The sequence below is a fragment of the Kribbella sp. NPDC051952 genome, assembly GCF_040680855.1.
GTDB lineage: Bacteria > Actinomycetota > Actinomycetes > Propionibacteriales > Kribbellaceae > Kribbella.
Window position 1 is genome coordinate 16,226 of record NZ_JBFAXQ010000036.1, and the last position, 20,945, is coordinate 37,170.

General features: G+C 67.1%; 21 protein-coding genes. 10 read left to right on the plus strand and 11 right to left on the minus strand.

All coding sequences use genetic code 11. The features are described from left to right. Positions 1-83: 83 nt before the first annotated feature. Complete coding sequence (locus AB0L70_RS37865) at positions 84-638, plus strand: TetR/AcrR family transcriptional regulator (protein ID WP_363691696.1); 555 nt, start codon at positions 84-86, stop codon at positions 636-638. Here AB0L70_RS37865 and AB0L70_RS37870 read toward each other — a convergent pair. Genes AB0L70_RS37870 through AB0L70_RS37880 form a run of 3 tightly spaced genes read right to left on the minus strand, consistent with a single transcriptional unit; the run spans position 534 to position 3,087 of the window. Further along, positions 534-1,046, minus strand: a complete 513-nt coding sequence (locus AB0L70_RS37870; RefSeq protein WP_363691697.1) for a GNAT family N-acetyltransferase — start codon at positions 1,044-1,046, stop codon at positions 534-536. The two genes, AB0L70_RS37865 and AB0L70_RS37870, sit on opposite strands and share 105 nt — an antisense overlap. Then, complete coding sequence (vanA, locus tag AB0L70_RS37875; protein WP_363691698.1) at positions 1,043-2,068, minus strand: D-alanine--(R)-lactate ligase; 1,026 nt, start codon at positions 2,066-2,068, stop codon at positions 1,043-1,045. The genes AB0L70_RS37870 and vanA overlap by 4 nt, the downstream gene beginning before the upstream one ends. Continuing rightward, a complete protein-coding gene (locus AB0L70_RS37880) occupies positions 2,065-3,087 on the minus strand; it encodes a D-isomer specific 2-hydroxyacid dehydrogenase family protein (protein ID WP_363691699.1) in 1,023 nt (340 codons plus the stop codon). Before AB0L70_RS37880 ends, vanA begins: the two co-directional genes overlap by 4 nt. An 86-nt stretch (positions 3,088-3,173) precedes the next feature. Between AB0L70_RS37880 and murF the strand changes: the two genes are divergently transcribed. Beyond that, a complete protein-coding gene (murF, locus tag AB0L70_RS37885; protein ID WP_363691700.1) occupies positions 3,174-4,517 on the plus strand; it encodes a UDP-N-acetylmuramoyl-tripeptide--D-alanyl-D-alanine ligase in 1,344 nt (447 codons plus the stop codon). On the opposite strand, the gene AB0L70_RS37890 is transcribed toward murF, so the two are convergent. Together AB0L70_RS37890 and AB0L70_RS37895 are read right to left on the minus strand one after the other, a co-directional pair. Further along, positions 4,518-5,660, minus strand: coding sequence for a peptidoglycan bridge formation glycyltransferase FemA/FemB family protein (locus AB0L70_RS37890; RefSeq protein WP_363691701.1), 1,143 nt, complete (start codon positions 5,658-5,660; stop codon positions 4,518-4,520). Beyond that, positions 5,657-6,259, minus strand: coding sequence for a M15 family metallopeptidase (locus AB0L70_RS37895; RefSeq protein ID WP_363691702.1), 603 nt, complete (start codon positions 6,257-6,259; stop codon positions 5,657-5,659). Before AB0L70_RS37895 ends, AB0L70_RS37890 begins: the two co-directional genes overlap by 4 nt. Positions 6,260-6,346: 87 nt before the next feature. Between AB0L70_RS37895 and AB0L70_RS37900 the strand changes: the two genes are divergently transcribed. From AB0L70_RS37900 to AB0L70_RS37915, 4 genes are read left to right on the plus strand one after another with little or no spacing between them, the layout of a single operon-like run. Next, entirely contained in the window at positions 6,347-7,021 is a 675-nt protein-coding gene (locus tag AB0L70_RS37900) for a response regulator transcription factor (RefSeq protein ID WP_363691703.1), read from the plus strand. Positions 7,022-7,031: 10 nt separating this feature from the next. Continuing rightward, the gene (locus AB0L70_RS37905; protein WP_363691704.1) at positions 7,032-8,141 is read left to right on the plus strand and encodes a HAMP domain-containing sensor histidine kinase; all 1,110 of its coding nucleotides are present in this window, start codon (positions 7,032-7,034) and stop codon (positions 8,139-8,141) included. Between the two features lie 51 nt (positions 8,142-8,192). Further along, complete coding sequence (locus tag AB0L70_RS37910) at positions 8,193-8,990, plus strand: alpha/beta hydrolase (RefSeq protein WP_363691705.1); 798 nt, start codon at positions 8,193-8,195, stop codon at positions 8,988-8,990. Between the two features lie 9 nt (positions 8,991-8,999). Then, entirely contained in the window at positions 9,000-9,836 is an 837-nt protein-coding gene (locus AB0L70_RS37915) for an AraC family transcriptional regulator (RefSeq protein WP_363691706.1), read from the plus strand. A 5-nt stretch (positions 9,837-9,841) separates the two neighbouring features. Here the strand turns inward: AB0L70_RS37915 and AB0L70_RS37920 are convergent, their stop codons facing one another. Beyond that, a complete protein-coding gene (locus AB0L70_RS37920) occupies positions 9,842-10,270 on the minus strand; it encodes an RNHCP domain-containing protein (protein WP_363691707.1) in 429 nt (142 codons plus the stop codon). Between the two features lie 408 nt (positions 10,271-10,678). On the opposite strand from AB0L70_RS37920, the gene AB0L70_RS37925 reads away from it, so the two are divergent. The 3 genes from AB0L70_RS37925 to AB0L70_RS37935 are packed head-to-tail and all read left to right on the plus strand — an operon-like array spanning position 10,679 to position 14,036. Beyond that, positions 10,679-11,977 (plus strand): globin domain-containing protein, encoded by a 1,299-nt coding sequence (locus AB0L70_RS37925; RefSeq protein ID WP_363691708.1) that lies wholly within the window; start codon positions 10,679-10,681, stop codon positions 11,975-11,977. Then, the gene (locus AB0L70_RS37930; protein WP_363691710.1) at positions 11,925-12,482 is read left to right on the plus strand and encodes a hypothetical protein; all 558 of its coding nucleotides are present in this window, start codon (positions 11,925-11,927) and stop codon (positions 12,480-12,482) included. Before AB0L70_RS37925 ends, AB0L70_RS37930 begins: the two co-directional genes overlap by 53 nt. Positions 12,483-12,485: 3 nt before the next feature. Continuing rightward, complete coding sequence (locus AB0L70_RS37935) at positions 12,486-14,036, plus strand: nitric oxide synthase oxygenase (RefSeq protein WP_363691711.1); 1,551 nt, start codon at positions 12,486-12,488, stop codon at positions 14,034-14,036. On the opposite strand, the gene AB0L70_RS37940 is transcribed toward AB0L70_RS37935, so the two are convergent. The 3 genes from AB0L70_RS37940 to AB0L70_RS37950 form a co-directional block, all read right to left on the minus strand. Beyond that, positions 14,007-14,906, minus strand: coding sequence for an ABC transporter substrate-binding protein (locus AB0L70_RS37940; RefSeq protein ID WP_363691712.1), 900 nt, complete (start codon positions 14,904-14,906; stop codon positions 14,007-14,009). The two genes, AB0L70_RS37935 and AB0L70_RS37940, sit on opposite strands and share 30 nt — an antisense overlap. Before the next feature lie 29 nt (positions 14,907-14,935). Then, the gene (locus tag AB0L70_RS37945) at positions 14,936-16,315 is read right to left on the minus strand and encodes a Xaa-Pro peptidase family protein (RefSeq protein ID WP_363691713.1); all 1,380 of its coding nucleotides are present in this window, start codon (positions 16,313-16,315) and stop codon (positions 14,936-14,938) included. A 73-nt stretch (positions 16,316-16,388) separates the two neighbouring features. Beyond that, positions 16,389-17,843 carry an MFS transporter gene (locus AB0L70_RS37950; RefSeq protein ID WP_363691714.1) on the minus strand — a complete coding sequence of 485 codons (1,455 nt, stop codon included), beginning with the start codon at positions 17,841-17,843 and terminating at the stop codon, positions 16,389-16,391. A gap of 101 nt (positions 17,844-17,944) precedes the next feature. Between AB0L70_RS37950 and AB0L70_RS37955 the strand changes: the two genes are divergently transcribed. Next, positions 17,945-18,601 carry a FadR/GntR family transcriptional regulator gene (locus tag AB0L70_RS37955; RefSeq protein ID WP_363691715.1) on the plus strand — a complete coding sequence of 219 codons (657 nt, stop codon included), beginning with the start codon at positions 17,945-17,947 and terminating at the stop codon, positions 18,599-18,601. A gap of 7 nt (positions 18,602-18,608) precedes the next feature. On the opposite strand, the gene AB0L70_RS37960 is transcribed toward AB0L70_RS37955, so the two are convergent. Together AB0L70_RS37960 and aceB are read right to left on the minus strand one after the other, a co-directional pair. Then, entirely contained in the window at positions 18,609-19,361 is a 753-nt protein-coding gene (locus tag AB0L70_RS37960; protein ID WP_363691716.1) for an aspartate/glutamate racemase family protein, read from the minus strand. Beyond that, positions 19,358-20,929, minus strand: coding sequence for a malate synthase A (gene aceB / locus AB0L70_RS37965; RefSeq protein WP_363691717.1), 1,572 nt, complete (start codon positions 20,927-20,929; stop codon positions 19,358-19,360). Before aceB ends, AB0L70_RS37960 begins: the two co-directional genes overlap by 4 nt. Positions 20,930-20,945 lie beyond the last annotated feature (16 nt).

The following is a 20,945-nucleotide window of genomic DNA, read 5'->3' on the forward strand; positions in this document are numbered from 1 at the left end:
GTGATCCTCCTCAGATGTAGACCGATCGATCTACTTTCTCGACCGTATAGACTGATCGTTCTACTGTCAATCGGAGGACGCAGATGAGCTCGAAGACGGGTCCGCGGGAGCGGCTTCTCACCGCGGGGCAGCAGCTCTTCTACACCCAGGGCGCTGCCGTCGGCGTGGACGCGCTGCTCAAGGAGGCGAACGTCGCCCGGAGGTCGCTGTACGAACACTTCGGCGACAAGGACGGCCTGATCACGGAGGTGCTCCGCCGTGCGGCTGACGAAGACCTCGCCTGGTACGAGACCGCGCTCGCAGGCCCCGCCGACCCCCGAGCCCGTCTCCTCCAGCTCTTCGACCGCCTCGACGAACTCACCGCAACCCCGGATTTCCGCGGCTGCAGATACTTCGCCACCGACCTGGCCTTCGCCGACCCGGGCCACCCGGCCCACGCGGAAACGGAGTCCTTCCGCCGGCGCCTCCGAGCCCTCCTCGTCCGCGAGCTAGGAGCGCTCCCCCACCCCGAGGCCACCGCAGAACAGCTCCACCTACTGATCGAGGGCACCCTGGTCATGGGCACCACCCAGGACAGCCCGCACCCCGCCCGCGCGGCCCGAGCCCTCGCCGCCACCATCCTCGGCGAGATCGCGTAGGAACCGGGAAGACGTGCCGGCCTGGTCGATGTAGCCGCGGCCTCGATAGAACGCGTGGGCCGCTTGGCGGTGATCCGAGCTGGTCACCTCCATACGCAAGCCTCCACGACTCATCACGAACGACTCCGCTGCCAGCACCAACTGATCGCCGATGCCCTCCCCCCGCGCGTGCTCGGAGACGACCAGCGCCACGATCCGTCCCCAGGAGCCCGCACGCTCGAAGAACGGACAGACGTGAACCGCCACCACGCCGAGCACCTCGCCGCGAACTTCGGCCACGTACGCCGCGCTCGACGGGTCCTCACCCCAGCTCCCGACCCGATTGACCGCCCCATAGCCCAACTGCCGGAGCAGCTCCGTGATCGCCGCCGCATCGGTCGCGCGGGCCGGTCGAATCTGCGCGCTCATCGAAGCTTGCCCGTCACCGCCAACGACACCATGGCGTCGATCAGCTCGGACATCGACATCCCGGCGGCTGCCATCATCCGCGGGTAGCGGCTGTACGACGTCATGCCGGGGAACGTGTTGACCTCGTTCAGGACGACCTCCCCCGCGTCGGTGAGGAACAGGTCCACCCGGGCCAGTCCCTTGCAACCCAACGCCCGATAGATCGCCTTGGCAGTGTCCTGAACGAGCGAGCGCGCCGCCGGCGAGATGTCAGCGGGGACCACCGGAGTCGAGTTGTCAGAACCCGTTTCGGGCGAGGCCTCCTGGTGGATCTTGAAGAAGCCGTGCGTGAGCGCGATCCGATCCACCTCGCCGACGACCAGGTCCGGATCGTTGCCCAGGACAGCACACCCGACCTCACTGCCGACCACGGGCGCCTCGATCAACACCTTCGAGTCGTACTGCGCCGCGAACTCCAACGCACTCGCCAACTCCTCCTTGCTCAACACCTTGCTGACCCCGAAGGACGACCCGGATCGCGCCGGCTTCACGAAGATCGGATAGGTGAACTGGTCGGCATCGACGCTCTCGTCCGCCGCGACGGTCCAGAACTCCGGTGTAGCGATCCCCGCGCTCCTGACAACTGTGTAGGCAAGGGTCTTGTCCAAACACAGCGCCGAGCTCTGGATGTCGCACCCGGCGTACGGAATCCCGGCGAGCTCCAGCAGGCCCTGAATCGCACCGTCTTCGCCGAACTTGCCGTGCAGCACCGGCAGCACCGCGTCCAAGCTGATCGTCTCGTAGCCGTCCGGCCTCAGAACCAGCAGTCCATGGACATCCCGGTCCGGCGACAGTGCGACCGGATCGCCGTTTTCCCAACCGGCGCCCGGGCCGTCGCAGAGCCTCCAGGCTCCGCTCTTCGTGATCCCGATGAAGTACGGCTCGTACTTGTCACGGTCGAGATGCTTCGCCACCTGCTGCGCGGACTTGATCGAAATGGGGTGTTCTTCGGAACAACCGCCGAAGATGATGCCGATCTTCATATCCATTGCTGCTTTCTGCGTTCGAAGTTCAGACAATTGGTCAGGGAGTTCTCAACCGTGTCGCTCAAGGCACGGTCGGTGTAGAAGGCGGTATGCGGACTGATGATCACAGTGGGCAGCTCGTGCAGCCGCAACAACAACTTGCTCTCGATGGGTTCATTTCTGCGATCGGCGTAGAAGATTCCTTCCTCCTCTTCGAGGACGTCCAGCGCGGCACCACCTAATCGCCCGTCCTGCAAGGCCGAAACCAGCGCCTCGGTATCAAGGAGAGCCCCACGTCCGGTGTTGACCACGAAAGCGCCAGGCTTCATCCGCTCGATCCGGCGACGATCCAAAAGGTGGTGGGTATCCGCGGTGAGCGGCGTATGGAGCGTGACGATGTCGCTCTGCTCGAGCAATTCATCGAGCGGAACGTAGTCGGCGGGGGTCGTCGGAAAGTTGTCATGAGCAAGTACCCGGCTGCCGAAGCCCCGGAGCCGATCCATCACTGCGCTGCCGATGCGACCGGTTCCGATCACCCCGACGGTCAGATCGCGCAGTTCCCTCCCGCGCAGCTCACTCAGCCGATAATCGTGAACTTCGGTACGCCGAAGCATCGATTTCGCGTCGCGCACCGCCATCAACATCAGCATCAACGTGTAGTCGGCCACGCTGTCGGGTGAGTAGTCGACGTTCTCGACGAGGATCCCGACGCTCTCGGCGTACGGCACGTCGAGGTGGTTGTAGCCGATGCTCCGCGTGGAGATGTACTCCACGCCGGCCCGGCTCAGCGCCAGCAGAGCGGCGTTGGTGATCGGAGTCTTGTGACCGACGCTGATGCACCGATTCCCCAACGCCAGTTCGGCATTCACCTCAGTGACGGCCGCCGCCGTGAGGTTCGGTACGACGCCAAGCCGAGGTGCCAACTCCCGGAACAGGACCGCCTCGTCCGACCCGCAGCCGAACACCGTGATCGGCACGGCCGGGGAGGACGCGGACGCCAGCCATCGGCGCAGAGCCGCTGGTTCGCTGTAGGTCATCCGCCTAGTGAAGGACGCCGTACCTATCGTCGGCGTATTGAAATCCCGATACGTTCCGGCAACACCGGTCGTTCTTGGGTGGACGCATGATTCCGATCAGCCTCAGCGAGATCGCCTCGGTCGTCGACGGGACGGTCACGGGCAACGGCTCGGTGACAGTGACCGCGCCCGCCGTGCTCGACAGCCGGCAGGCCGAGCCGGGCGGGCTCTTCGTGGCCTTCGCCGGCGAGTACGTCGACGGCCACGATTACGCAGACCAGGCCGGCCGGGTCGGTGCCGTCGCCGTGCTCGGCTCCCGGCCCACGGCGCTGCCGACCGTCGTCGTGGCGGACGTCCAGGCCGCGCTCCAAAAGCTCGCCGCTCATGTCGTGGCTCAACTGCGTGACAGCCTCGTCGTCGCCGGGGTGACCGGCTCTCAGGGCAAGACCAGCACCAAGGACCTGCTGGCTGCGGTGCTCTCGAGCGCCGGGCCGACGATCGCGACGATCGGCTCGCTCAACAACGAGCTCGGCGTACCGCTCACCATGCTGCGCGCCGATGCGGCCACCCGGTTCCTTGTCCTCGAGATGGGTGCCCGCCACATCGGTCACATCGCCCACCTCGCAAGCCTGGCTGCGCCCGACATCGCCGTCGTCCTCAACGTCGGCCGGGCTCACCTGGGCAAGTTCGGATCGCGTACGGCGATCGCCACGGCCAAGGGCGAACTCGTGCAGGGGCTGGCGCCCGGCGGCACCGCCGTACTGAACGCCGACGATCCGCGGGTGGTCGCGATGCGCGCGCTCACCGATGGGCAGGTGCTGACGTTCGGTCGGGCAGAGCATGCCGACGTACGGGTGCTTGATGTGACCCTGGACCGGCTCGCCCGACCGTCTTTCACACTGCAGACCGCCGACGCCGCGGCACCTGTGGCACTGCCCCTCCTCGGCGCCCACCAGGCGCTCAACGCGTCGGCTGCCGCGGCGGCGGGGCTGGCGGCCGGCATCACTCTCGACGCGATCGCCAAAGCCTTGGCCACAACCACGCTGTCGAAGTGGCGACTAGAGCTTCGCGAGCTGGACAGTGGCGCGACGCTGCTCAACGACTCGTACAACGCCCACCCCGAATCGACCCTCGCCGGCCTGGACGCACTGGCGGCGATCGAGGGCAAGCGCCGCATCGCCGTACTCGGCGAGATGCTCGAGCTCGGCGACGACAGCGAGGCCGAGCACCGCGCTATCGGCGAGTACGCCGTCTCTCGGGCCGACGTCGTGGTCGCGGTCGGCACGGGCGCCGGCGCCATCGCCGGCGGTGCAGGTGAGCGAGGCGTGCCGCTGGCGGACAACGACGCGGCCATCGATTGGCTGCGCAATCACCTCGCACCCGGCGACGTCGTACTCATCAAGGCTTCTCGCGGCGCACACCTTGACGAGGTCGCCGCCGCGCTCGCGTGATCACTCAACCTCCGCTCGCGCGCGCCGCCTCAGGGTCTCGCGTCGCCGCATGTACAGGTCGAACGCCCGGTAGACGATGGGTCGTAGCGGGAGGTCCCACTCACCGACGTACCGTACGGCCTGACCGCCCGTGCCGACCTTGAACTGGATCAGCCCGACGTGCGGGTCGTCGGCGTCGAGGGTCGGTGTGATGCCGCGCAGGTTGTAGACGTCACAGCCGGCCGCCAGCGAGTCGCGGATCATCGCCCACTGGCAGGCGTTGGACCCACGCACCTCACGCTTCTCCGTCGAGGAGGCGCCGTACGAGTACCAGGCCTGCGCACCGACGCGGACCAGGATCGTCGCGGCAACGAGATCGCCCTGGTGCCGGGCCAGGTAGAGGCGAATCCGATCGCGGTCCTCAGGAGCCATCGCCGCGAACATGGTCTCGAAGTACCGCAGCGGCCGGGGGGTGAAGTGGTCGCGCTCGGCGGTGTGGACATAGAGATCGTGAAACGCCTTCAACTCCTCGCCAACCGTCACCTCGACGCCCTCTTTCACCGCCCTTTTGAGGTTGCGCCGCCACAACTGGTTCATGCCCGTGAGCACATCATCTTCGGTCCCACCTATCAGCGGAAGCTCGAAGTTGTACTGCGGATGCCCCGCACCGAACCCGTTCTCCGGACTCTGTGGCAACCACCCACCATCACGCAGCTGCCTGGTCACCCGAGCACCAACCGGGTCGACCTCCTGGCTGGGCAGGTCCGTGAGCCGCCGAACGGCCGGATCCGCGATACCTGCTTTGACCTGCGCAGCGCTCCACGTATCCGTGCGTACCGGCGGACCGAGCCGGATCGCAAACGCGCCCTGCCCCTTCAGGTACGCCGCCAACGGGCCAAGCCACTCGGAGATCTCACCGGTCCAATCGATTACCGGCCCCTCAGGCAGATAGGCCAACGTATAGCGCTCAAACCGAGGTACCGGGCGATGCAGGACGAGCCCAACCCCGACCAGCCGCTGCCCATCGAACCAACCAAGAGACTCGCTACGCCACTCCGTCTTGACGCCACCCCAGGCTGGCGTCTGCAGAAAACTGACCGACCGCTGCCGCTGCACAAACTCCAGATGCTCGCCGGCGTGGATCTGCCGCACGGTCAGAGTCACCGCTGCATCCTCGGATCGTGCGAAGGGTCGGCGTACATCGGTGGACACCCGTGCTCGATGGCCTCAGGCCGCAGCTCGTAGTGCCACGGCTCGTTCTTGTAGATCTGACACAGCCCGTACGCAGCGCCATGCTTGGACAACCACGCCAACGCGTCAGACCGCCCAAGGTCAACCGCGTGCCCCGACACATGCGGAGACGTCTCCGGCGTGGCCACCCACCGAGCGGCCTCCTCCTTCGACCCGTACTTCGAGATCGCCTCGTTCAGCAGCTGCTCCTGGTACGCCGGAGAACGCCAGCCACTGTTGACGAAGAACTTGATCCCGGCATCGGTCGATGCCTGCCGCAGCGCGCCGAGCAGCGACGGGTCGAGATTCGCCACCCCGGCAACCTCGTCGTCGAAGACCGTCGTGCCCTCAGGTACGGCGCCGTCCGCCTCCCCCAGCGCACGCTGGCCGGAGCCGCCGCCCGACAGGACCGGAGCCGAAAGTGTCTGATGAATGAAGATGCCGATAAGCGCTACGTTGGCGACCACGAACGCCGCGCGGAGGGCCAATTTGGTACGGCGGCCTGTTAGCTGTGCCGGTTCACTGACGGACATGCCATCCAGTCAAGGCAGCGCGGTGTTGTCAGTACGTATGGGGTTTTGGATACGCCGACGATATGTTCGCCTCGTACCATCGATAGTGTGCGTGTGTTGATCGTCGAGGACGAACCCGAGATGGCAGACGCCATTCGCGACGGCCTGCGGCTGGAAGCGATCGCGGCCGATATCGCCGGTGACGGTGACACCGCGCTGGAACTGCTGAGCATCAACGCGTACGACATCGCCGTACTGGATCGCGACATTCCGGGGCCTTCCGGTGACGAGGTGGCCAAACGGATCGTTGCCTCCGGCAGCGGTATGCCGATTCTCATGCTCACCGCGGCCGACCGGCTCGACGACAAGGCCTCCGGATTCGAACTCGGCGCCGACGACTACCTGACCAAGCCCTTCGCCTTCCGGGAGCTCGTGCTCCGGCTCCGGGCCCTCGACCGTCGGCGCGCCCACAACCGACCGCCGGTGCGAGAGATCGCGGGCCTGCGGCTGGATCCGTTCCGCCGCGAGGTCTTCCGCGACGGCCGGTACGTGGCGCTCACCCGGAAACAGTTCGCCGTCCTCGAGGTCCTCATCGGCGCCGAGGGCGGTGTGATCAGCGCGGAAGAGCTGCTGGAACGGGCCTGGGACGAGAACGCCGACCCGTTCACCAACGCCGTCCGCATCACCGTCTCGGCACTGCGCAAACGACTCGGCGAGCCGTGGGTCATCACGACCGTGGCCGGCGCCGGGTATCGCATCGACACCGGAGGGGACCATGGATAGAGCCCCCGGTTTGAGCATTCGCCTCAAACTCACGCTCAGCTATGCCGCGTGCATCATGGCTGCCGGTGCGTTGCTGCTCGCGGTCGTGTGGGTGTTCCTGCTGCGCTATGTGCCGGATGTGATCGCGGCCCCGGTGATGCGCATGCCCGACCGCTCCGACCTGGTGGCCGCCTTCGTCCCGAAGGCGGTGCTGGCGCTGGCTCTCCTGCTGGTGTTCGGCCTCCTGGGAGGGTGGCTTCTCGCCGGCAGCATGCTCGCTCCGCTGGCTCGCATCACAAGCGCCACCCGCCTGGCCACGAACGGATCGCTGTCGCACCGGATCCAGCTGGAAGGCCGCCAGGACGAGTTCCGCGAACTCGCCGACGCCTTCGACGCCATGCTCGCGCGGCTCGAAGCACACGACGCCGAGCAGCAGAGATTCGCGGCCAACGCCTCGCACGAACTACGCACCCCGCTGGCGATCACCCAGACTCTTCTCGACGTGGCCAGCAAGGACCTGGACCGCGACCCCGTCGAACTCGTCGAGCGCCTCCAGTACGTCAACACCCGGGCGATCGACCTCACCGAAGCCTTGCTCCTGCTCAGCCGAGCCAACCAGCGGTCCTTCACCCGCGAACACGTGGACCTGTCCCTCGCGGCCGAAGAAGCCACCGAAGCCCTCCTCCCCCTCGCGGAAAAGCGCGGCCTCACCATCGAAACCTCCGGTGAGATCGCCCGCACGATGGGCTCGCAAACGCTCCTCCTGCAGCTGACCACGAACCTCGTCCACAATGCGATCGTCCACAATCTGCCCGACCAAGGCACCGTGTGGATCACGACCAGCGTTCACCCCAAGACCGTCGTACTCACGGTCGAGAACACCGGCGAGAAGCTCAGCCCGTACCTGGTCTCCACGCTGATCGAGCCGTTCCAGCGCGGCACCCAACGAATCCGCAGCGACCACGCAGGCGTCGGCCTTGGTCTCGCCATCGCGAAGAGCATCACCCAGGCCCACAACGGCACGCTCACCCTCACGCCGCGCCCCGCGGGCGGCCTCCGCGTCACAGTGCAGCTACCCACCGCCCCACCTGAGCCCAACCGCTGGAGACCGAGGCGCTCAACCTCCCCCGCCCCCTCTTAGCGCGGACATTTGTACAAGACCGGACAGTCGACGGCCGCGCATCCTGGGCGCATGAGTGGACTTCATGTAGTGCGCGCCGGCTCCCGGCAGACGTCTCCGATGGTGCTCATCCACGGCTCGGGAGCGTCCGGAGCGACGTGGGCGCCAGTGATCCCGGCGCTCGCCGAGCACCACGACGTCATCTGTGTCGACCTGCCCGGGATGGGTCAGTCCGAACCCCCGACGTCGTACGACGTCCCTTCGCAGGCGAGCCGGGTGGCGGAGCTGATCGACAGCCTCGACGTCGGACCTGTCACGCTGGTCGGACATTCGAGCGGCGGGTACGTCGCCACTTCGCTCGCCGAGCAGCGTCCCGAACTCGTGAGTGCGATCGCGTTGATCAGCACCGGCCCCAGTCCCGCCGCACTCCTTCCACAGCCCGCGCTCCTGCGCGCTCTCACCAGCCCGCCGATCGGCCGGCTCGTCTGGGCACTGCGCTCGGACAAGCTGGTCCGCAAGGGAATCAGAGTGACCTGCGTCCGCCCGGTGGAGATCCCGGACGCCTTGGTCGCCGAACTCCGCGGCCTCACCTACAAGACCTTCTCGTCGGTGTTGCGACACAACGGCGCGTACATCGCCGAGCGAAGCGTTCCCGACAGGCTGACCAAGATCGACGTACCGATGCTGGTGGGCTTCGGCGGCGCGGACCCGCGCTGGGATCCGCAGTCGGCACACGAGTACGACGTACTGCCGCGCGGACGGGTCGAGCTGCTGCCGGGAATCGGGCACGTCCCGATGCTCGAGGCGCCCGACACAACGAGCCGGCTGCTGCTCGACTTCACCGCGACGGACCGCTCACGCCAGGCCTAGCATCGTCCTATGGGAGCGACCGGGATTGACTGGGCGCTGGTGGACGTCGCAGTCCCCCGGCAACCGGGGCGGCTGCCCGGCCTCAGCATGGCCGGATTCCGCCACCGGGCCGAGGCGCCCGCGGACATCGCCATGGTCGCGCACCCGTCGGTCACCCTGATCGTCGATCTGAGTGAAGGCGACGGCATCGTGTACGACGACACCCACGGCCGCCGGGCCAAGGGCAGCGCCTTCATCGGCCTGCTTCCCGGCGAACTCCGTGCCGCCGGGACGATGGGCGACTGTCTGCAGGTTCGGCTCTCACCGGTCCTGGCAGCCCGGGTGTTCGGCACCTCGATCGACCTCGCCGGGACGGTGGCGGCGCTCGCGGACGTATGGGGATCCCGCTTCGAGGACCGGCTGCGGCTCGCGCCGTCCTGGACTCAGCGATTCGACATCGTCGTTGACGTCCTCGCTCGACGGCTGGACAACTCCCCCGCCGTCGATCCGGAGGTCGCCCATACCTGGCATCGAACGTTTGACAGTCAAGGCCGGCTGCGGATCGATCGCCTGGCAGCCGAAACCGGCTGGAGCCGCAAGCGCCTGTGGTCCCGCTTCCGGTCCCAACTGGGCGTCACGCCCAAACGAGCCGCCCAACTGGTCCGCTTCGACTACGCCGCCCACCTCCTGGCCGCCGGCCGGTCCCCCGCCACCACCGCCGCGGCCAGCGGCTACACCGACCAGTCCCACCTCCACCGCGAAGTCACCGCCTTCGCCAAGGCAACCCCGGCCACGCTGGCCACCGCTCCCTGGCTGGCCATCGACGATGTCGCATGGCCAGCCGTGACCGGGCACTCTGTTGCCTAGCGCAACTATTCGGCGGCCGGCCGCACCTGGGCCTTGGCCTTGCGTGCTCTGGGCTTGCGAGCAGGCGGATGCGAACCATTCCCGTTTCCCCCGGTTTCAGGTTCGGCCGCGAAGGGAATGAAGGGCATGGTCAGCGGCAGGGCCGCCAATCGCATCAGGAGGAGGACGTTGTCGTCACCGGCGGTCTTGTTGAGACGAAGGCGGCCACAATTGGTGCATCTGTGCACGAGGACCCAACGGCCCTCGCCGCGGACCGTTACCGCGATCGGCTCCATGCCGCCGGCGCAATCGGCCTTGCGATCGCCCGGTACGTTGCGGTCGAGATGGCGCGACCACAGGCAACCCGGGCAGTGATTTCGATGGGTGGTTCCGGGGGCGTCGAGGGAGACCTCTACGCCGCAATGCTCACAACTGAACGAACGTGCGAATGCCAAACCGAAGAACCTTTCAGAGCAAAGCTGCTGGACAGGACAGACATCGGCTCTCCTCCTTCCGGTCCGCGCCGGCTGGTCCGGCGCACCTGCTCACAGCAGATCAGCACGCCTCCAGCTGGGTCAAACGATTAACAGCTGAGCCCGTCGCGACTCCTTGTCAGTAGCCCCTGTCGGTATGCCGAGATTTTCGAGACGATTGAGTCCGATCCACGGTTTCAACCCGGTTGCCCGGGGTAAGTCGGGGGAATTACACAGGACTTGGACTCGGGGATTCGATTGGGAGGGAAACCCTTGTCAACACAGCAACTGTCGGCTCGAGCTGCCCACGACCGGGACCGGCTGGTCCCCAGTGATGGGCCGTCCCCGACCCTCGAGGAGCTGCCGTTCCGAGACGGATAGCGAATCCCGATGGATGCCAACGCCCTGCAACGCAGCTGGGACCAGGTCACACGACACGGTGAACAGGTTCCGCTGTACTTCTATTCGCACCTCTTCGTGTCTCATCCCGAGGTGCGCTCGATGTTCCCCCTGTCGATGTCGCATCAGCGGGACAAGTTCGTCGGCGCACTCGGCCGGATCGTCAGCCACGCCGACCAGATCGAGAACGACGCGGCCTTCCTGCAGCACCTGGGCCGTGACCACCGCAAGTACGCCGTACTCGCGGAGCACTACAACGCGGTCGGCGCTTCGCTCTGCGCGACCCTGATGCACTTCCTGGGGTCCGAATGGGACGAGGAACTCGCCGCGGACTGGACGGCGGCGTACCAGGTGGTCGCACGGATCATGGTCGAGGCGGCGGAGATGTCGTCGGAGTCCAGCCCGGACTGGTGGGACGCCGATGTGATCTCGGCCGAGCGACGGACCATGGACCTCACCCTGCTCACTGTCCGGCCCAGACGAGCGTTCCAGTTCCGCGTGGGCCAATCGGTCTCGATGGAGATCCCGCAACGGCCGCGGCAATGGCGGTACTTCAGCCCGGCCAACGCGCCACGTCCGGATGGCTCCATCGATCTGCATGTGCAACAGATCGACGGCGGCCAGGTGAGCCCGACCGTGGTGCGATCCCTGAAAGCCGGCGACACCGTGAAGCTCGGAGCGCCCGTCGGCGAGCGGCTGACTCTGCAAGGTGCGGCGAGGGAGCTGCTCCTGGTCGCCGGTGGAACCGGTCTCGCACCGCTCCTCGCCGTACTCGAACAGATCGACAACGAGTGGCAACGGACGGGCGCCGGACCTCTGGTCCATCTGCTCCACGGCGTCCGGATGCCCTGGCATCTCTACGACCGCCCCCGGCTGCGAGCACTCGCCCAGGAGCGGCCCTGGTTCGACTACACCGAAGTCGTGTCCGACGACCCGTCCTATCCCGGACAGCGCGGGAAGGTCGGCACGGTCGCAGCCCGGCAGGTGCTGTACGGGCGTACGGCGATGGTGTGCGGCGGCCCGCAGATGGTCGCGCACACCCTCGAGCAGCTGGCTGCGGCCGGCATGCGTCCCGAGCACATCAAGTACGAGCACTTCTACTACGCAGCCGCGGGCGAGCGCACCGTCGGGGCGGCTCTACCAGGTCAGGAGACAGCAAGTGACGATCAACCACCAGCGCCACGGCTCTCGACATCAGACACCCCGGTCGATCCGGGACGAGAGATTCCAACGGCGGATGCGGGGCTTGGACGCCGGCAAGGTCTACGGATACCTCGATCTGCTGGCTGACCAGATCCAAGCCACGGAGCAGGAGCTCAACGACAGCCGGGCCAAGAACGAACGGCTCCAGTCCGAGCTGCAGCGCGGGCGCGCGGAACTGCAACGCATGCAGGCCGAGCTGGACCACTACGAGCAGGCCGGCGACCGCGTGAACGAACAGGTCGTCCAGATGTTCAGCCAGGCGCAACTCGTGGTCGAGGAGATGGTGCAGGACGTCAGCCGGGACGCCCGCGAGCGGATCGGCCAGGCGCGCGAACACGAACGCAAGATCGTCGCCGAGGCCATGGACACGGCCGGCCAGCAGGTTCGCTCGTACGCGCAGACCGCCCAGGCGCAGATGCAGTCGATCGTGAACTCGTTCGCCACCGAGGTCGACCAGCTCGGCAGCAACCTGCAGGCCGGCGATCCGGATCCCGCGGCGCCTCGCCCGGACGACCCGCTGTTCGACAGCAACCGGGACTGGCAGACCCGCTTGCGGAACGGGAACGGCACGCACTCTCGGGGAACGGATTGACCGATGCTGAGACCCGCCCAGTCACAGCAGACCTGCCCTGTCCATCACGTCGCCGCCGACCGGCCGGCGACACCGAACCGACGGCTTGTGGTTCTCCTGCTCGCAGCCGTCGGACTTGCCGCGCCCGGTGCTGCCGTCGGCGCGGTCGAACTCGGTTGGAACGTACCGCCGAGCCGCCCGGCCGTCGTCGTACTGAGTCTGGCAATCCTTCTTCTGGCCGTTCGGATCTACGCCTACCATCTCGACGCGTCGCATGGCGGCGAACGGCTGCTCCAGGTCGGGCCGTGGCACAAGTCCCCGCGGACCGGCCGGCGAGCGTCACCAGGCCCCGGTCGGGTCCGGGCGAGGGCCGACCATCCGGCGCGGACCGAGCCCCTGGTGCGGCCCGATCCCCCGGTGAGCCCGCCCGAACCCCGTCCCGGGAGCGTCGATATCGAAGAGGTTCGGGCCGCGGCCCAGGAGTTCCTCGAGCTCTTCTACGCCGAGAATCCCAAGGCCGAGCGGATGGGACCGCGGATCGCCGCGGTGATGCGCGAGATCGACCTCACCGGGACGTACTGGCACACCGCTGAGGAGCTGACCTTCGGCGCCCGCGTCGCTTGGCGCAACAACGCACGCTGCATCGGACGCCTGTACTGGCACAGCCTGCAGGTGCGCGACCTTAGGACCGTCGCCGACGCCGAGGGCGTCGCCAGGCACTGCTTCGACCACCTACGCGTGGCACACAACGGCGGGAAGATCCGCCCGATGATCAGCGTCTTCGCCCCCGAGACCCCGACCAGACCTGCCCCCCGGATCTGGAACGAACAACTCATCCGGTACGCCGGACACGAGCAGCCCGACGGGCGCGTCCTCGGAGACCCTCGCTACCGAGCCTTCACGAGCGAACTCGTCCAGCGCGGCTGGCGCCCGCCCGACCACCCAGGAGCCTTCGACGTACTCCCGTTGGTCGTGGAGACCGTCGAGGAAGGCCCGCGGATGTTCCAGCTTCCCGGACAAGCGGTGCAGGAGGTTCCCCTCGAGCACCCCGAGCTGGCGTGGTTCGCCGACCTAGGCATGCGGTGGCATGCGGTTCCGGTGATCAGCAACAACACGCTGCTCATCGGCGGCGTCTCGTACCCGGCCGCGCCCTTCAACGGTTGGTACATGGGCACGGAGATCGGCGCCCGCAACCTCGGCGACAACGACCGCTACGCCATGGTCCCCGAGGTCGCGGAACGGATGGGTCTCGACACCTCCGACGAGGCAACGCTGTGGCGCGACCGGGCCCTGGTCGAGATCAACCGCGCCGTACTGCACTCGTTCCAGGCGAACGGCGTCAGCATCACCGATCACCACACCGAGTCGCGCAGGTTCCTCATCCATCTCGAACGCGAGGAACGAGCCGGCCGCCGCTGCCCCGCCGACTGGACCTGGATAGTCCCACCCCTCTCGGGCTCCCAGACCCCGGTCTTCCACCGCTACTACACGGCCGAGGACCAACTCCCCAACTTCGTCGCCGACCCCGAAACCATCCACCGAGGCCTACAAGGAGGCCCTCCCGCCTTCCACTAGCACCCGGTCCATGGCCCGGGTGTCGATGATGTCGTCGTAGTCGACGTGCGAGACGGTCAGGCCGGCTGTGTGCAGGATGCCGGTCCACCGGTTGCACGCGTCGCGGTCGATCCGGGTCGTGGCCCACGTTCCGTTCTCGATCAGGAGATCGGTGACTTCGGAGAGGAGAGCTACGTCCGCACCGGGCCATTCCGCACGAAGGAGGTCGGCAAGGTCCTCGGTCGGGCCGTTGCGTAGCCGGGCCATGGCCTGATCGATCGAGCGGACGAACGGGATCAGTCGCGGCGTCAGCTCGTCCAGGCGCTCACGCAGCACGTAGTACACGCTGTTGGGCATCCGGCCGCCACGTTCGGCGTGCCGGAAGGAGATGTGCCCCTGTCCCGACCGCTGCAGTTCGGTGGCGGTGCCGAGGTCAGCGACGAACGCGTCGCCCAGTCCACCGACGTACAACTCGCGAAGCATCGGCATCGAGAGTTCATGGCAGTAACGGGTCTGCCATGGATCGATGCCGGCCTCACGCATCAGCCCGCGGGTGTACTCGGCAGGTGCCGACCCACCCTGTCCCGGAACGAGCAACGTCTTCCCAGTGAGCCACGAGAGTTCGAAGTCCGCCACCGGCTCGCGGGTGACGATGCACATCGGGAACCGGTCGTTCAGTTGCGCGATCGCGACCAGATCGCGCCCCCGTCTCGAGTACATCGCGGGCACCCATAGGCCACCCAGTGCGACGTCCGAGGTCCCGTCGGCGAGGTCGTGGACGATCCCGTCCCATGGGTCGCGCAGGGTGTACGGGACCTCGAGCCCGTTCTCGGCGAAGATCCCGCCGCCGCGGGCGACGTACTCGGGCAGGTAGTTTCCGCCGTGCGCCATCGAGCTGAGCCTCAACACCGCGGGGTTGCTCATACGACGACCCGATGCGGCTCGACCGACGTACGGCAGGTGAGGTTCTCGAAGCCGTCCTCGGTGACGACGTACAGGTCGCCGAGGTTCGAGCCGGCCACGAGTGGTTCGACCCACTGTGCATGCAGGACGAAGACCATCCCGGGTTCCATCCGGTCGGTGTTGTGCGACGCCACGTTGTACTGCGGCAACTTCGGCATCCCGATCGCATGCCCGAGGTTCGGGTTGTGTGGGCCGGGCGCCGCCGGCCAGACGTGCATCAGCTGACGACCCTGCGCCTCCCAGTCCGGATCCTCGACGTACTGACGCTGAACCGGCCGAGGCGACCCGTCCGGCATCGCCTCCCAGTTGAAGGGCATCGTCCGGGTCTCCTTCGACTTGAGATAACCGCGCTCGACGTACGCCTCGAAGGCCGCGTCGTGCAGTTCGCTGAACTTCACGCCGGGCTTGATCAGCGCCTCGGCACGTCGTACGGCGTCAACCGTCATCTCGAGGACCTCGTTCTGGGTGTCGGTGGCCGACCCGATCACCATCATCCGCGCCGCCTGCGCGCTGTAGCCCAGGTACGTGACGTTGGAGACGTACAGGTTGAGCAGGTCGCCCGGGCGAATGATGTGCCCGTACGGCTTACCGCAATGGGTGCCGTACCGGTTGACGCCGATCTGGTAACCGTCGCCCGTCTCCCCACCCCGCGACATCTGCGCGTACGAGAACGCCGCGTAGATCTCGTAGTCGGTCACGCCCGGCCTGGTGACATGACACGCGGCCTCGTAGGCGATGTCGATCAACTGCCCGGCCGAGCGAATGATCGCGATCTCTGCCTCCGAACGGACCCGCTGCAGCCGGAGCACGATGTCGGTCGCGTCCTTGAACGCCGTCGTCGGCATCGTGTCCCGAAGCCCGGCCCAGCAGGTCGTGGCCGTCTCGTCGCCGATGAGCCCGACCTGGCCGCCCTCGATACCGAGCCGGCGCAGGATGTTCGCGCACGCCTCGACGGTCTTGCGCAGCGGCGATCCCGGCCGGTCGACGCTCTCGCGACCGAACGGGGAGACCTGCCAGATCTCGCCCACCTCGAGCGGCTCGCCGCCCGGCGGCACGACAGCGGATTCGGTCCAGAACGACAGCAGCTCGGGAGCCTGGTCGGCATCGGTCGGCAGGATCAGCACACCCTCCCGCATCCAGTCGCAGATGTAGCGCAGGAAAGGATTCGACGTGTGGTACCAGCCGACCAGACTGGCATGAACCAGGACGGCGTCGAAGCCGGCGACGGTGGCATCGCGCCGGATCCGCTCGATCCGGTCCGCGTACTCGTCCGCGCCGAGCTGCTCTGCGGGCTCGAAGGTGAACGACGGTTCGAAGTCGTGGAGCAGCGACTCCATCCGGCGGTAATCGACAGGGGCAGAATATTGTCTCAACGGACTATGGCCTTTCAGTAGTGGACGAAACGGCTGGTCAGACCTGGCTGCGATTGATCTGCTCGAGCGTCAGCCCCTGCGTCTCGGGCGCGAACCCGGCGGCGAAGGCGAGGAAGACGTACATCACCGCGAGCATCAGGAACACTCCCGCCATCCCCCAGACATGGAAGACCGGTACGGCGATCAGCGGCATGACGGCTCCGGACACATTGCCGATGCCGTTCACGATCGAACAGCCGAGCGCGCGGACCTCCGTGGGATAGACCTCAGGAGACCAGGCCGCGAGAGTGGTGTTCAGCAGCAGGGCGAAGAATTGGAACGTGCCTCCGAGCAACAGGATCAACGCTGTTCCCGAGGCGAAGGTGGCGAACGCGACAGCAGCACCGCAGCCGAGGATCGCGGCGCTGATGACCGTCGTACGACGTCCGACCCTGCGGGCGACGAGCGCCGCGGCACACGCGCCCAGCAGGCTCCCGAAGTTCATCGTCATCGTGAAGGCCAGGCTGTCGCTGATGCTGTAGCCCTGGGCAACCAAGATGCTGGGCATCAGCACCAGCAACGTGATCTGGGCGCCGAACGACATCCACGACGCGGCGCCGATGGCCGCCGTACGTCGCAACGACCTGCCGGTGACGAGTGACTTCAGTGGCACGGACTGCCCGACCACGTTCGGTATGTCGGCGTCCGTGAGATACGGCGTCGGCGTCCCCTGGGCCTTCCGGCTCAGGCGCCCGGTCGCGAGTGCCGTCAGCGCGGCATTCGCTTCATCGACTCGTCCCTTCGACAACAGGAACCGGGGCGACTCGGGCATGTAACGACGGATGAAGACGACCAGTACGGCGGGGATCGCCAGCAGCACGTACAACCAGCGCCAGCTCGCGTCGGTGCCGCCGAGGACGTCGTTCAGCGGACCGAGCACGACCAGGAACAGACCGAACGCCACGAAGTTGCCGACTCCGCCGGACCCGATGTTCAGCGACGCCGCGACCGTGCCGCGGTACTTGGTCGCGACCACCTCGGACACCAGCGCGAGACCGACGGTGAACTCGCCACCCAGGCCGACACCCACGATGAATCGTGAGCACTCGAGCAGGAACTGCGTCGGCGCGATCGCACTGAGGATTCCGCCGAGTGTGTACAGGAGCAGGTTGAACGACAGCGCGTACCGCCGGCCCTTCCGGTCGGCCAGGTAGCCGGTGGTCAAGCGCCCCACCAGACCACCGATGATCATCACGGTGTTGAGGAAGGCGAGGTCCGAGGTGTCCATGCCGAAGCTGGCTTTCAGGCCCTCGGTGATCGCGCCGGTGGTGTCCTGCTCCAGCGCGTCGAAGAACATGCCGGCCAGGACCATCGAGACGATGACCCAATGGGCCTTGGTCCAGCCGATCTGGTCCATCACGACCGAGAGGCGGCCGCTGGACGTGTCCGTGGGCTCGTCGGCGACGCTGCCGGCAAGAGCGGGTGGCGGGTTCAGGGAATCTGAGGATTGCATCGGACCGACCTTCCCTAGGGAACGTTGTCGAGCCGAGCCGGGATCTCGGATGCTTGATGATATGATTACCAGTCGTCAGATGTTTTTGGAAGGGGGTTCCGGTGAGAAAAGTGCAGCGGGTTTCGCTGGTCGAGACGGTCGGTGCGCAGTTGCGGGACGAGATCACCAGTGGGCGGTGGGCGCTCGGTGACCGGATCCCCTCAGAGGGTGAGCTGACCGAGCGGCTCGGCGTCAGCCGTGCCTCGATCCGGGAGGCGGTCCGCGGTCTCGTCCAGGCCGGGCTGCTCGCCACCCGGCAGGGCGACGGCACGTATGTCACCGCCAGCGATGCGACTGACGTGGCGATCCGTCGGCGGCTCACGGTTGCCGACGACTCGCACGTGATCGAGGTGCGTCGCGGACTGGACATCGTCGCAGCCGGACTTGCAGCGACCCGACGTACCGAGTCCGATGTCGCGGCACTCCAGGCGGCGTTGCAGGAGCGGGCAGCGGCCGGCCAGGCTCGCGACGAGGAAGCCTTCGTCGCGGCCGACGTGGAGTTCCACCTGTGTGTCGCTCGCGCGGCCCACAACCCCCTGCTCGTCGATCTGTACTCGAGCATCGCGCGGGCGCTCGCCGAGAGCGTGCGCGACGACCGCTGCCTCCAGGTCTTCGCGAGCGGCGAGGACAGCTGGCACGACGTCCTGGCCAAGGCCATCGACGCCGGCGACGCGAGCGTCGCCTCGGCGGCATCCCTTGCACTGCTGGAGAACAGCTGACCTGACCTCAGCTGTTCTCGCCCGCACGGGTGATCGGCCATCCGGTGATCACCTTGGGCCGGGGCGTGGCGTACGTACGGACCTTGCTGGTGGTGAGTCCGAGCCGTACGAGCGACTCCGCGAGTGTGACCGCAGCCGCGACGCCGTCGACCACCGGAACCCCGGTGGCTTCCTTGATCCGGCGATCCAGGCCGGCCATCCCGCCGCAGCCGAGACAGATCACCTCGGCCCGGTCACCTTCGACGGCCGTCAGCGCCTGCTCGACGATCGCCTCGACTGCGCGGTCCGGATCCTTCTCGAGCTCGAGCACTGACAGGCCGCTGGCCCGGACCGATGCGCAGCGGTCCAACAACCCCGCCAACTTCAGCCGGTCCTCAATCTGCGGGACCGCTCGATCCAGCGTCGTCACCACCGAATAGCTGCGCCCGACCAACATGGCCATCTGTGCAGCCGCCTCGGTGATGTCGACGACCGGCACGTCCAGCAGTTCCTGAAGTCCTTCGCGGCCGTGCTCGCCGTACCCGGCCTGGATCACCGCGTCGTACGGCCCGTCGTACCTCACCACCGCGTCCATCACGGCGACCGCTGCGAGGTAGCTCTCGAAGTTCCCTTCGACCGATTCAGCTCCGAACGCGGGAGTCAGACCGATCACCTCGGTACCTGGCGACGCGTACGCCGCCGCCTGCGCGCGGATCGTCTCCGTCATCGAGGCCGTCGTGTTGACGTTCGCGATCAGGATGCGGATCGGCTGCCCGGTCATGCGCCGGCCGCCACGATCGCGTCGTACGCCGGCAGCGTCAGGAAGTCGTCGAACGCGTCCGCAAGGGCCACCTCGGCGAAGATCCGCCGGGCCTCCTCGCCGACCGAAGCGTGACTCTCCTCGTCGAGGATGCGCTGCACGAGCTCGGCGGTCGCCAGCTCACCGGTGTCGAGCTTCACCTGGTTGTGCACCCACTGCCAGATCTGAGACCGCGCGATCTCGGCCGTGGCGGCGTCCTCCATCATGTTGTCGATGGCAACGGCTCCGTTGCCTTGCAACCACGCCTCCAGATACAGCACACCGACCCGAACGTTGTTGCGTAGTCCCAGCTCGGTGACCTCACCGGGAGTCGACCGTACGTCGAGAAGCTCCCCGGCAGAGATAGGTGTTCGGTCGATCGGCTTTCCGACCTGACGCGAGTTCTGGCCGAGAGCCTGGTCGAAGACCTCGCGGCAGATCGGCACCAGATCCGGGTGAGCGACCCAGGACCCGTCGAAGCCGTCGGCCGCCTCGCGTTGCTTGTCCGCGCGGACCTTCGCGAACGCGGACTCGTTGACCGCCGGATCCTTCCGGCTCGGAATGAAGGCTGCCATGCCACCCATGGCAAACGCGCCACGACGATGGCAGGTCTTCACCAGGAGCCGCGTATAGGCACGCAGGAAGGGTGCGGTCATCCCAACCGAGTTCCGGTCCGGCAGGACGAAGTCCGGACCGGAGTCGCGGAAGTACTTGATCATGCTGAACAGGTAGTCCCAGCGACCCGCGTTGAGCCCGGAGGCGTGATCGCGGAGCTCGTACAGGATCTCGTCCATCTCGAACGCGGCCGGGATCGTCTCGATCAGCACGGTGGCGCGGACGGTTCCGTACGGGATGCCGAGCCGCTCCTGGGCACGGACGAACACGTCGTTCCACAACCGCGCTTCGAGATGGCTCTCCAGCTTCGGCAGGTAGAAGTACGGTCCACTCCCCCGGGCGATCAGCTCGGCGGCGTTGTGGAAGAAGTACAGCCCGAAGTCGACCAGTGCGCCGACCGCGGGCTCGCCGTCGATGATCAGGTGGCGCTCGTCGAAGTGCCAGCCGCGTGGGCGCATCACGATCGTCGCGAGCCGCTGGTCGGTCGCCAGCGCGTACGTCTTGCCGGCTTCGGAGGTGAAGGTGATCGTCCGGCGGATCGCGTCGTACAGGTTCACCTGGCCGCCGACCACGTTCCGCCAGTGCGGGGTGCTGGCGTCCTCGAGATCCGCGAGCCAGACGCGAGCGCCGGAGTTGAGCGCGTTGATCGTCATCTTCCGGTCGGTCGGGCCGGTCATCTCGACGCGGCGGTCGACCAGGTCCGCGGGGGCGGGTGCCACCGACCATTCCGACGTACGAATCCCGCGGGTCTCGTCGAGGAAGTCCAGCCGGCTGGTCCGGGCGACCTCGGCTCGCCGCCTGGATCGCGCCTTGAGGAGTTCGTTGCGACGGGCAACGAACTCTCGGTGCAGGGCCGCGACGAAGTCGAGCGCCGCCGGGGTCAGGATCTCTTCGCCGCGCTCGACCGGATCGCCCAGCACTTCAACGTCTGCCATCGTGGTGACTCTCCTC